9 protein-coding genes are annotated in these 12,671 nt (G+C 39.5%); 7 read left to right on the forward strand and 2 right to left on the reverse strand.

The features are described from left to right. Positions 1-1,192 precede the first annotated feature (1,192 nt). The 4 genes from bcp (at position 1,193) to J5A55_RS07305 (ending at position 7,875) form a co-directional block, all read left to right on the forward strand. Positions 1,193-1,651, forward strand: coding sequence for a thioredoxin-dependent thiol peroxidase (bcp, locus tag J5A55_RS07290; RefSeq protein ID WP_004382815.1), 459 nt, complete (start codon positions 1,193-1,195; stop codon positions 1,649-1,651). Between the two features lie 40 nt (positions 1,652-1,691). Further along, a complete protein-coding gene (locus J5A55_RS07295) occupies positions 1,692-2,468 on the forward strand; it encodes a TIGR02757 family protein (protein WP_004382817.1) in 777 nt (258 codons plus the stop codon). Positions 2,469-2,897: 429 nt separating this feature from the next. Continuing rightward, a complete protein-coding gene (locus J5A55_RS07300; protein ID WP_004382818.1) occupies positions 2,898-5,051 on the forward strand; it encodes a helix-turn-helix domain-containing protein in 2,154 nt (717 codons plus the stop codon). Between the two features lie 634 nt (positions 5,052-5,685). Then, positions 5,686-7,875: a glutamine synthetase III family protein gene (locus J5A55_RS07305; RefSeq protein WP_004382819.1), complete on the forward strand. Its 2,190-nt coding sequence runs from the start codon at positions 5,686-5,688 to the stop codon at positions 7,873-7,875. Positions 7,876-8,347: 472 nt separating this feature from the next. Here J5A55_RS07305 and glsB read toward each other — a convergent pair whose 3' ends face one another. Both glsB and glsA read right to left on the reverse strand, forming a co-directional pair. Further along, a complete protein-coding gene (glsB, locus tag J5A55_RS07310) occupies positions 8,348-9,337 on the reverse strand; it encodes a glycine N(alpha)-acyltransferase GlsB (protein ID WP_004382822.1) in 990 nt (329 codons plus the stop codon). Positions 9,338-9,418: 81 nt separating this feature from the next. Further along, the gene (gene glsA, locus J5A55_RS07315) at positions 9,419-10,246 is read right to left on the reverse strand and encodes a lyso-glycine lipid O-acyltransferase GlsA (protein ID WP_004382823.1); all 828 of its coding nucleotides are present in this window, start codon (positions 10,244-10,246) and stop codon (positions 9,419-9,421) included. Between the two features lie 255 nt (positions 10,247-10,501). On the opposite strand from glsA, the gene mraZ reads away from it, so the two are divergent. The 3 genes from mraZ to J5A55_RS07330 are packed head-to-tail and all read left to right on the forward strand — an operon-like array spanning position 10,502 to position 12,666. Next, positions 10,502-11,002: a division/cell wall cluster transcriptional repressor MraZ gene (mraZ, locus tag J5A55_RS07320; protein ID WP_004382824.1), complete on the forward strand. Its 501-nt coding sequence runs from the start codon at positions 10,502-10,504 to the stop codon at positions 11,000-11,002. A 4-nt stretch (positions 11,003-11,006) separates the two neighbouring features. Beyond that, on the forward strand, positions 11,007-11,951 hold the full coding sequence (gene rsmH / locus J5A55_RS07325; protein ID WP_039851260.1) for a 16S rRNA (cytosine(1402)-N(4))-methyltransferase RsmH: 945 nt from the start codon (positions 11,007-11,009) through the stop codon (positions 11,949-11,951). Next, positions 11,944-12,666, forward strand: coding sequence for an FtsL-like putative cell division protein (locus tag J5A55_RS07330; RefSeq protein ID WP_004382826.1), 723 nt, complete (start codon positions 11,944-11,946; stop codon positions 12,664-12,666). The genes rsmH and J5A55_RS07330 overlap by 8 nt, the downstream gene beginning before the upstream one ends. Positions 12,667-12,671 lie beyond the last annotated feature (5 nt).

A 12,671-nucleotide genomic window follows, 5' to 3' on the forward strand; every position in this document is an offset into this window, starting at 1 on the left:
GGATATGATATAACACAGTAGGGACAGACGCCCTCGTCTGTCCGCCAAAACACAATTATCAAAAGCCTCCCCGAGCTCCACCGAGGGAGGGGATGTTGCCTAACGGGATGCAATGGAAAGATAAACGGGCGGACAGACGAGGGCGTCTGTCCCTACTTTGTGGCAACAATATGGATTGATTGAAACCTATTCAAACTGGCACTCATTAGTTGCTTTCTTCCTTGGGGAAGAGTTAGAAGAAGTTCTAAAGCACACACATTTTATTTTAAACAACCGATAAGACCACTAAAGACAGATTCGGATAAGATCTTAACAGAGCAATATCAAGATAATACGGAATAGATTAACCAATCGGAAATGAAGTCGTTAGTTCTGTTGGATATGATATCACAAAGTAGGGACAGACGCCCTCGTCTGTCCGCCAAAACACAATTACCAAAAACCTCCCCAAGCTCCTCCGAGGGAGGGGAGGTTGCCTAACGGGATGCAATGGAAAGATAAACGGGCGGACAGACGAGGGCGTCTGTCCCTACTTTGTGGCAACAATATGGATTGATTGAAGCCTATTCAAACTGGCACTCATTAGTTGCTTTCTTCCTTGGGGAAGAGTTAGAAGAAGTTCTAAAGCACACACATTTTATTTTAAACAACCGATAAGACCACTAAAGACAGATTCAGATAAGATCTTAACAGAGCAATATCAAGATAATACGGAATAGATTAACCAATCGGAAATGATGTCACTTGATTTTACAATCCAAGCCCTTTATCAAGGATACATGTAATAAATTAACATAGATAAAGCCAAATGATACTTATCAATTTTTTGCCCTTTACAAACAATAAATAGCGATATTTATCTATTAATTCCACAAAAAGTAGTATATTTGCAGCCGATAGAATGGTACACAAATTACCGCTTAGGTAAAAACATTTACACGCATGTCTAAGAGAATAAAGTTTACTAAAATACACAGTGCAGACATAAGAAATAAAGTATAGAAATAGGTGCTATACTGAAGAGAAAACTACTAAATCCTACTTTTATAGGATATTTTTAGTTACCAGTGGGACTTCATCGTGAGATGAGGTCCCATATTTTTTTAATGTTTAAGAGCATTAGCTTGTAATTATTCCATATCTTTCTGTATCTTTGTAAATCAATTAAGTGAAACATTAAAAACAATAGATTATGAATGTAGGAGATAAAGCACCAGAGATTCTGGGTACTGATCAAGACGGCAAGGAGATTAAGTTGAGCGATTATAAAGGGCAGAAGCTCGTCCTTTACTTCTATCCTAAAGATTCGACATCAGGCTGTACCGCAGAGGCTTGTAACCTCCGCGACAACTATACGGAACTAAAAGCTCAAGGCTATGCAATCGTTGGAGCAAGTATACAAGACGAAAAATCGCACAAGAAGTTCATAGAGAAGAATGAGCTACCATTCCCCCTCATTGCTGATACAGACCTAAAGCTCGTTGAGACCTTTGGGGTTTATGGAGAAAAGAAGATGTATGGTCGTACTTACATGGGGACATTCCGTACCACCTTTATTATTAATGAAGAGGGTATCATTGAACGCATCATTGGTCCGAAAGAGATTAAGACGAAAGATCATGCAGCACAAATTCTTGCTCCAAGCAAGTAATAGTAATCAGGTACGAAGCACACTGCTGTAAGAGTGTTATATGGTAAAAACAAAGACTTCCGAGGGCTTGGAGCAGAGACTTCATGCCCTGGCTACTCAATATGAAACACAAGATTTCATAAAAGATGACCCCTCATGGTTTATGCATCAAGTCGTTGGTAAGCGTAACCAAGAGGCTATTGCTTTTATAGCTTCATGTTTGAGTTATGGTTCAAGACAAGTCTTTATGCCTCGTATTCAGTATATCCTTGATTGCTCAAGAGGTGAACCTTATCAATGGGTAAGGACAGGACGGTTTGCATTGGACATTCCCGATGATGACGATTGTTTCTATCGTTTATATACAAATCACATGATGTACGGTCTTTTCCAAGCCTTACAATCAATGTATGAGGAGCATGGGGACATGGAGGGTTACATCCGTTCGTATGCTAAAAAGTACGATGAAATGGAGAAAATCGATGCCCTTACGGCGATAGATGCTATCTGTCAATACTTCCAAAAACACGAGATTACAGGTATCGTACCGAAGAATACAAACTCTTGTTGTAAACGCGTTTGTATGTTTTTACGCTGGATGGTACGCAAAGGATCGCCTGTTGACATAGGTATTTGGTCTGAACTCATCGATCAACGCACCTTGATTATGCCACTCGACACACATGTTATTCGGCAAGCTATGCAGTTGGGGCTACTTAAAAGCAAGTCAGCAACAATGGTTGCAGCACGTCGGTTAACAGAAGAACTTGCCTCTTTCTTCCCCGAAGACCCATTAAAAGCAGACTTTGCGTTGTTTGGTTATGGTGTAAATCTATGATATTTACGTCATAAAACACCTATAAAACAAAAATTCCAAGCACACTCTTGGTGAACTTGGAATATTGTTTTTACTCTCAAATTTCTAAACTTTGTCTAATAATTAGGCAGCCATGTGGTTGTTAACACTTACTGCCTTTGCTACTGTTGCTGCAATTACTACAGCTGATAATACTAATGAAACCATAATCATTTACGTTTAATAGAGACCCTTTGTCTCTGGTTCTTTAATATGTTATCCTTAATCTTTTACGAGTGCAAAGGTAGTTAGTTTCCAACTTAGGAACAAGCATTATTACGGCTAAAGGCTCTTTTTCTTGGTTTTATTGCCATGTATCAAGTTGGTTGACATTTATCAAGTAAAGGTTTATTTGCTACTTCCAAGAATTTCAATTACCTTTGTTCTCCATTATTAATAGACGATAGGACAATGGAAAAGAACCCCGAATTAAGGCATGCATGGGACTTTGTTGAACATACTGGTATCAGCATCTTCCTTACAGGAAAGGCTGGGACTGGGAAAACAACATTTCTCCGAACGCTCAAAGAAAAGAGTTCTAAGCGTAGTGTCATCGTTGCTCCAACAGGCGTGGCAGCAATTAACGCAGGTGGAATGACCATTCATTCTTTCTTTCAACTACCCCTTTCTCCATTTGTACCAGAGGCAAGTATTAAGAATAGATTTGATTACAGCAAAGAGAAACGTAAGATAATGAGAACGTTAGACTTGCTTATCATTGACGAGATAAGCATGGTGCGCTCTGATGTTCTCGATGCTATTGACTCCGTTCTACGCCGATTTAGAGAGCATGATAAGCCCTTTGGAGGTGTACAACTGCTTATGATTGGTGACTTACAACAACTTACTCCGGTTGTAACGCCCGAAGAGGAGAGATTACTTCAGCGTTATTATGACACACCATACTTCTTTGGTTCAAAGGCATTACGTAGTATTAACTATGTAACCATCGAACTGAAGCATGTCTATAGACAGCAAGATGACAGGTTTATCACCTTACTTAATAATATAAGGGAGGGACGAGTGAGTGAGACCGACTTGCTGAAACTGAACGAAAGGTACGATCCTAAGTTTGAGCCAGAGGTGGGAAGCGACTATATCCGACTGACAACTCACAACAGAATGGCTGAAAGTTACAATGATGATCAGCTGCGTAATCTTCCTTCAAAAGCATGCACATTCACCGCAGAGGTTGATGGCAATTTTCCAGAATACAACTATCCGGCAGACTTCAAACTTACGCTTAAACGTGGGGCGCAGGTTATGTTCATCCGAAATGATAATAACGGACGTTACTACAATGGGAGAATTGGACATGTAACATACCTTGATAATGAGAAAATACAGGTTCTTTGTCCTGGTGATGAACAGGAAATTGAAGTACAACAAGAGACTTGGGAGAATACAAAATACACCTTAAACGAAAAGACAAGACAAATAGAAGCGGAGGTACAAGGCACTTTTAAGCAATATCCCTTGCGTTTGGCGTGGGCAATCACTATACACAAGAGTCAGGGACTGACGTTCGAACATGCCATCATTGACGCTCAGTCGTCCTTTGCCGCCGGTCAGGTGTATGTCGCCTTGAGCCGTTGTAAGACATTGGAAGGGCTTGTCTTGGCTTCACCGATAAGTAGTTCTGCCATAATTAACGATAGTCAGGTAACAAACTACATATCTCATCAAACGGAAGAAGCCGCAAAAAGTATTAAAGCATTACCAGTTTTGAAAGAGGAGTATTATCGACAACTACTCTTAGAATTGTTTAGCTTCAATGAAATTAAGACTTGCGAAGATGCTATCTATCGTGTTTTATCAGAATACTTCTTCAAGTTTCCGAAAGTAACAACGCTTCACAAGATGGCAATAATTGATCTTGATGAGCGGATCATAGGTGTTTCTATGAAATGGGGAAGCGTTATCTGGAGCATGACTACCGAACAGTTGCACAAAGAGAAGTTCTTAGAACGGGTGAAAAAGAGTGCTCTTTACTTCCATAGTCAGCTTACAGAGATCTTTAGTCACCTTATTGATATAACGAAGGGGGTACAATCTAACAACAAAACAGCCAACAAACGATTTGATAATAGCTTCTCCGATCTACGCCAAGCATATTCAACTAAACACGAAGTATTAGAGGCTATTATGAAAGAAGGATTCTCCATTACAGGCTACCTAACGTCTAAACAAGAAGCAATACTTAATAGCTTGGACGATGGAACGGGCAGAAAGCAAAAGAAAAAAACGGAAGACTCTGCACCAAAAGCACCTAAAATCAGTACTGGCGAAATCTCTTATAATCTCTTCAAAGCGGGTAAGAGTATTGAAGTTATTGCTAAGGAGCGTGGCTTAACACCAGCAACAATACAGGGACATCTCATCCCTTATATCCAAAAGGGATACATACAACTGAATGAGGTGATTGATGAATCAAAGGCAAGAACTATACAACAAAAGATAAAACTTGCAGGTAAGGATGCTAATTTGAAAGCACTTAAAATATTATGCCCAGCCAATATCTCTTATTCAGACATTCTATTGGTAATGAAGACAACCATGCTTTAATAAAGATGAAAAAAGGGTAGTATCAGTTTAAATCCTTATTCTTCTCACCTGCAATATATGAATTGTAAAAATAAAAACATCATCTAATATAGTCGATGAAAAGGGTGGAAATAGATGCTTTTAGCAGGTTGTAATTACTACTAACTACAATAAATTACGCTTACAACAAACAAAAAGTGTTTATATCGGCACGCCTTTCAAAGAAAAGTATTATCTTTGCAACCGTTAATTCAAAGCTATTATTGAGTAGCAATCAAATTACGTTTAAATAGTTATTAGTAAGTTAATAGTCAAATGTAAGTACTTAGGTTATGTCCTCGTGACGAAGACTACCTAAAGAATATTTTGAGTCAAATAATTTTTGAGTTATTTAGTTAAGTGGCTGAGTGTATGTCTGCGTGAGCAGATATACACTCTTTTTGTAATAGAGGAAGAAGACTTTTAACTTGAAAAAGAGGCTCATTTCAAACACTGTGAGTAGAACCTTAGCAATCCAGGCAACACTCTTCTTTATTGTAAAGTATTATCCCCTTGTCTCTTAAACTTTGCACCTTTATATATTCTTAAATACTTTGCTAAATATAAGGAAAATGCTTATTTTTGCAATACGAAGTTTCATTTTAAGGTAAAAGATATGGCAAATTTAAGATTTGAAGCTGTTGAAGAAGCGTTCAAGAAGCGACCAGTAGAAGTCAATGCACCAACGGAACGCCCTTCAGAGTTCTATGGAAAGTTCGTGTTTAACCGCTCTAAGATGTATAAGTATCTGCCTGCCGACATTTACAAAAAGCTCGTTGATGTCATGGATAACGGCAGCCGACTAGATAGATCGATTGCAGATGCAGTAGCACAAGGCATGAAGCAATGGGCTAAAGAGAATGGTGTAACTCATTATACACACTGGTTTCAACCATTAACAGAAGGTACTGCCGAAAAACATGATGCTTTCATTGAGCACGATGGTAAAGGCGGAATGATTGAAGAGTTCTCTGGTAAGCTCCTTGTTCAGCAAGAACCGGATGCGAGTTCATTCCCAAATGGAGGCATAAGAAACACCTTTGAAGCCCGAGGATACTCTGCCTGGGATCCGACAAGTCCTGTATTTATTATCGACGACACACTTTGTATTCCAACAATATTCATATCTTATACTGGAGAAGCACTCGACTACAAAGCTCCACTACTAAAGGCTTTACGTGCTGTAAACGTTGCAGCAACTAAAGTTTGCCAATACTTTTATCCCGAGGTAAAGCAAGTTACAAGCAACCTAGGCTGGGAGCAAGAATATTTCCTTGTTGATGAGGATCTTTACTTCGCACGTCCTGACTTGATGCTAACGGGTAGAACGCTTATGGGACACGACTCCGCAAAGAACCAGCAGATGGACGATCACTACTTTGGAACTATCCCTGAGCGTGTTCAAGCATTCATGAAAGACCTAGAGATACAAGCTCTTGAGCTGGGTATTCCATGCAAGACTCGCCATAACGAGGTTGCTCCCGGTCAGTTCGAGTTGGCTCCTATCTTTGAAGAATGTAACTTAGCTGTTGACCACAACATGCTCTTGATGTCCTTAATGAAGAAGGTTGCACACAAGCATAGCTTCCGAGTTCTATTGCACGAGAAGCCTTTCGGAGGTATTAATGGTTCTGGAAAACATAACAACTGGAGTTTGAGTACGGACACTGGTGTACTCTTGCATGCCACAGGAAAGACCCCTATTGATAATCTCCGTTTCGTTGTCTTCATCGTAGAAACATTGATGGCAGTATATAAACACAACGGTTTATTGAAGGCATCAGTAATGAGTGCCACCAATGATCATCGTCTTGGTGCTAACGAAGCACCACCTGCTATCATCTCATCATTCCTTGGTAAGCAGATTAGCGATCTTCTTGACCATATTGAGAAAGCTGATAAAGATGATTTATTTGCGCTAAGTGGTAAGACTGGTATGCGTATAGAGATACCAGAGATACCAGTACTTTTCATCGATAACACCGATCGAAACCGCACGTCACCATTCGCATTTACGGGTAATCGATTTGAATTCCGTGCGGTTGGTTCAGAGGCTAACTGTGCTTCAGCAATGATTGTTCTTAATGCTGCTGTGGCTGAAGCTCTAAACAACTTTGCCGATCGGGTGGATGCGTTAATGGCTAAAGGAGAAGAAAAGAACTCTGCTATCATTGATGTTATACGCGAAGACATCAAGACTTGCAAACCGATCCGTTTCGATGGAAACGGATATTCTGATGATTGGAAGAAAGAAGCTGCTCAACGCGGACTTGATTGTGAGGCAAGTTGTCCTATATGCTTTGATCGCTATCTTGATACTGCCTCTATCAAAATGTTTGAGGCTACTCATGTTTTAAGCCATAATGAGTTAGAGGCTCGAAATGAGGTTAAATGGGAGACATACACTAAGAAGATTCAGATTGAAGCACGCGTCATGGGCGACCTTGCAATGAACCATATTATCCCTGTTGCAACGCACTATCAGAGTCAATTGGCTAAGAATGTTCAGAACATGATGGACGTCTTTGGGGATATAGAAGGTAAACAACTTAGTGAACGGAATATCAAGATTATCCGTGAGATAGCAGAGCGTACTACACTCATAGAAAGCGGTATTGAAGAGCTTGTTAACGCACGAAAGGTAGCTAACAAGATTGAGAATCAACGAGAAAGAGCCATTGCTTATCATGATACAATAGCTCCTAAAATGGAGAAGATTAGGTATCAAATCGATAAACTAGAGTTGGTTGTCAGTGATGAGTTATGGACACTTCCAAAGTATCGCGAACTTCTCTTCATCCGATAAAAACAACGATTTCATCGGTAATAAGTATCGATGAGAATCCTAAGAATATACTTCTATAACATGAGTGCATCAAACGAACCATAGAAATAGGCTCGTTGATGCACTCTTTCTATTATCTTCTAAAATCATAAAGACCATTCTCTTTATTAGAGAAACAACTTCTGTAAGTAGGAAAAGATATTTATCAACCTTAAAAAATAGATTATTTTTTAGTATTTAATAATCTATTATACCAGCATTTTTAATCTATTTTTCACTTCTAAAAATACTCTTCTTTTGTATATACAGAACCCAAATACACAAAAGAAGAAGCCTCATAAGAATAAAGAAAGCACATTCTTATGTTATAAGCTGGGGTTCAAGAATGGTTTACTAAATATATCAAAAAAAGGTAGAAAGCCATTGATAGCAGGATTATTTATCAATAACAATATAAGTAAAAGTTGCCCTCCACAAGGGAGAATACCCTACCCTATTTCGCCTTATAAATAACGTGATTAGCCCCACTTGTGAACTCTAATGCCTCTGGATGCTCATCCGCAAAGCTCTCAATATGCCGAATGCGCTTCTCCTCGAAGATCTCATCAACAGCTATTAAGATTCCCGTTTCCTCTACATCGCCAAAGCCATAGTTGATAGCGGTACCAAATAACTTCATAGTCGGAGACAGATTCATATAAGCGTTGACGAGAGGAGGAATGTTATAACCCAACTTTCGAATTTCACTATTCAGTATCTTGTAATCTTCCTTAAAGTTTTCACCATTAAAAAGAGCATCCAATTCGGCTATAGGGGTATCTATTTTAAGCGGTTTAATCGGTATTATAAGGTTGTCTTTATCATCAAAATACTTCTTTAGAAAGTATAGGATCATATCCCTTCCACGGCGTATATAAGAGGGATACATCGTCATCTTACCAAAGAAATACTTACAATCTGGGTTCAAGACTGTCAATGCTCCGAGCCCATCCCAAAGGTTATCAAGAGCAAAGATACTCTTCGAGTTGCGTCGAACATTTTGATACTCTAAGGATACAAAAGAGCGTCCTAACTCAACAGTATAGGGTGCGTACTCTTTCATAAACTTGTCGGAGAAATGAAACATGTGGCTTGTTGCTAATACTGGTTGTCCATCTTTAGCAACCTTCCAATCGCTTCCGAAGATATAACGATAGCCTCCTATAATCTCCTCCGCATCGGGGTTCCAAACTATAAGTTGTCGGCAACAATTATCCATCGTATCGAACTCGTCAATGTCCATTGACTTACCCGTACCACCACCAGCATTACGAAATGCGATCTCACGAAGACGCCCGATTTCCTTCATCACATTAGGTGAACTCTTAGCCGTAATGACGTAGATTTCGTTATGACTCTTATTGGTCATACGAAGTAACTTATCTGCTGTCAGTTCGCTTCTGAGCACTTCCTTGCTGATGGGTTGGATGATTTCTTCTTCCATATATATACTTTTCTTTTGCTTTCTCTTTTATTCTCTCATTCGCTCCTATCCCTTAACTATCAATAGTTTCATAGGATAGAACTACAATTCATACACCTTATCTTCAACGAATTTTGCCCATTCCATCGGCGTTTTAGACTTATCAAATGTCTCCCAAGGAATAGGTTTGCCGATAACAACACGAAATGTTTTCCCAACATTTCTATACATTTCATCGACAAGAAACAGCATTGCTATATTCACCTTTTTGACGTATTTATCGCTAAAATGAGCTATACGATAGAATCGATCAGAATTTCTCCCTCCAAAAAAGATAGGTACTACATCACGATGATATTCGACGCTTTTTGTAATGAAAGTCTTCTTCCATTCAAGGTCATGAATACGCCCATTTATCTTCCTACTATTCAGTCCTGCAGGGAACATCAACATGTGATTATCACTTTGGAAGCCAGCCTCAACCATACGAGGAAAGTCTCTACTTTGCTTGCCCGTCTTATTGATTCCAATACAAACAGGCTTCAAACCTGGAAGATTTAAAAGTAAATCATTCACCAAGTAACGGAACTTCCCATCATAATGTTGCCCAATAATAGCACCTAAAGCAACACCATCTTGCCCACCAAGAGGATGGTTAGAAACAAACGTATAAAGCTTTCCGTCATCTTTATCCGGTAGATTCTCAAGACCTTCAATCTGCAACGTCATATCCAGATAATGTACACACTCTTTGAGCCATTCAGTACCTGTCAAGCCTCTATTCTTCCACAGGAACTGATTCACTTCATCCTCATGAATGATACGCTTCAGCCACTTTACAACAAAAGAAGGAACAAACTTCGCTTTTGCTCCCATCTTATCTACAAGTATCTTGTCAATGTCTATTGTCTTCTCTATCGAACTACTCATGTTCAAGAAATTCCTCGTAATAACATGCAAAAATAACTAAACCATTTGAATTAACCCTCTTTTTTATCGAAAAATATGCTCTTTAGAACAAAAAGAATACTACTACTTGATTTTAAAACACTGTTTTCAATGACCGGAAAAGCGTTAATTTTCACAAAAAAAAGAGCCTTTATGAAATATAGTGGAGTATAGTGGAGATATGTGGGGAAAAATGTGTAACTTTGAAGCCAAATACGAGTTTTATAAGAAGTACACGTGAGGTTCTTAGGAAATATAGACGCAAAAACAGACACGAAAGGTCGTGCTTTCCTGCCTGCAACATTCCGCAAGGTGCTAAATGCATCTGGCGAAGAGTCGTTAATATTGCGTAAAGATATCTTTGAACCATGCCTTGTACTTTATCCTCAATCGGTTTGGAATCAACGAATGGATGCTTTGCGCAAACGACTAAGTCGTTGGAACAAACATGACCAGATGATTTATCGACAGTTTGTAACCGATGTAGAGATTATCACACTAGACAATAGTGGACGCTTCCTCATCCCTAAGCGTTATCTAAAGATGGGCAACATAGACCAGCAAATACGCTTTACAGGGATGGATGACTGTATTGAGATATGGGCAACTAGTGACTCCGAACAGCCTTTCATGTCGGCTGAAGAGTTTAGCAAAGCCATGGAGGAAACCATGGGAACTGATGATTTCTTCTCAAACAACTTCTTGAATGAAGAAGAATCCGCAACCACAAAAGATTGACAAGATGGTTAAAACCGCAGAAACATATCATGTTCCAGTACTTCTCAACGATAGTATTGAGGGTCTGAACATCCACCCAAATGGAATTTATGTGGATGTGACTTTTGGTGGTGGTGGACATAGTCGTGAGATCCTATCTCGCCTCAAGAAGGGGTGTCATCTATATAGTTTCGATCAAGATGCAGACGCTGAACAGAACGTTAGCAAGATGGGACTAAGCGAGGAGCAAATCGACCGTTTTACTTTCATTCGTTCGAACTTTAGGTACTTAAAGAACTGGATGCGCTATTATAGCATAGATCATATTGACGGCTTACTAGCCGACTTGGGAGTTAGCAGTCATCATTTCGATGATGAAACACGTGGCTTTTCTTTTCGGTTCGAAGCACCTCTCGATATGCGAATGAATAAGCGAGCTGGTCGTACAGCAGCCGATATTCTCAATGAATATGATGAGGAGCAAATAGCTGATATATTATATCTCTATGGCGAGATTAAGCAATCCCGTCGTATCGCAGCAGCTATCGTTAAGGCAAGAGAAAAGCGGACATTCAAAACGACAAAGGATCTGCTATCCATCGTTGAACCATTCTTTTTACACGCAAGAGAGAAGAAAGACATGGCAAAAATGTTCCAAGCTCTACGCATTGAAGTCAATCATGAGATGGATGCCTTACGTGAGATGTTGCTAGGTGCGACCGAGTTACTTGCCCCTGGGGGACGCCTCTCTGTAATTACTTATCACTCCTTGGAAGATCGAATGGTTAAGAACATCATGAAATCGGGGAATGTAGAAGGAAAAGTAAAGCAAGATTTCTACGGAAGACGGGAAACTCCCTTCCGACTAATAAACAACAAGGTTATCACTGCAAGTAACGCCGAACAAGAACTGAATCCACGTAGCCGAAGTGCCAAACTAAGAATAGCAGAAAAGAAAGCAGATGATTGACAAGAACGACATAAAGAATATAGATGTAACCGCTGAAAGCTTTCGTGGTAGAGACAATACGGATGATGAAAAATCTGAATCGGTCATTGATCCACTCGCCAAAGGTGATATCTATGAGGGAGAAGAGTCCTCTCCAATAGCTTTAGAGGTTACAGATGGTAATAAAGATATAAACATTTCCCACCTTAAAGGTGATATATTAACAGAGAAAAGGGTTAAAGACACCCCTGTTCAAGATGAAGAGGAACGAAAGAAAGAAGCAAAACGACAAATAAAGGAAGAAGAGAAGAAACACCAAGAAGAGGAACGAGAAAAAGAAGAAGAAGCTGAGGTTAAGATACTCAAGGCAGCTATCGCAGAACAAGCACGTGAAGACGAGCAGCCTCAATCATCTAACTTTACACTGCGTAAGATACTTGGTGGCGACATTCTCTCTGCCCGTCTGTTACGCAATAACATCTGGTTAATCCTCGTAATTGTTGCTTTCATCATCGTTTATATATCTAATAGGTACAGCGTACAAAAGTATCTGATAGAGATTGATAAGCTCAACACTGAATTAGAAGATGCAAAGTACAGAGCTTTATCAAGTAGTAGTCAGCTTACAGAGAAGTCTCGAGAGAGCCACATTCTGGAACTACTAAAGAATAGAAAGGACAGCGTTCTGAAAATGTCAGACCGCCCACCTTATATAATAAATGTACCCGAGAAGTAAGAAAT

It is taken from the genome of Prevotella veroralis (assembly GCF_018127765.1).
Lineage (GTDB): Bacteria > Bacteroidota > Bacteroidia > Bacteroidales > Bacteroidaceae > Prevotella > Prevotella veroralis.

Coding starts and splice junctions, on each gene's coding strand:
- rsmH (WP_039851260.1), top strand. CDS start 11,007: ATGGTTAAAACCGCAGAAACATATCATGTTCCAGTACTTCTCAACGAT.
- J5A55_RS07300 (WP_004382818.1), top strand. CDS start 2,898: ATGGAAAAGAACCCCGAATTAAGGCATGCATGGGACTTTGTTGAACAT.
- glsB (WP_004382822.1), bottom strand. CDS start 9,337: ATGGAAGAAGAAATCATCCAACCCATCAGCAAGGAAGTGCTCAGAAGC.
- J5A55_RS07305 (WP_004382819.1), top strand. CDS start 5,686: ATGGCAAATTTAAGATTTGAAGCTGTTGAAGAAGCGTTCAAGAAGCGA.
- J5A55_RS07330 (WP_004382826.1), top strand. CDS start 11,944: ATGATTGACAAGAACGACATAAAGAATATAGATGTAACCGCTGAAAGC.
- glsA (WP_004382823.1), bottom strand. CDS start 10,246: ATGAGTAGTTCGATAGAGAAGACAATAGACATTGACAAGATACTTGTA.
- J5A55_RS07295 (WP_004382817.1), top strand. CDS start 1,692: ATGGTAAAAACAAAGACTTCCGAGGGCTTGGAGCAGAGACTTCATGCC.
- bcp (WP_004382815.1), top strand. CDS start 1,193: ATGAATGTAGGAGATAAAGCACCAGAGATTCTGGGTACTGATCAAGAC.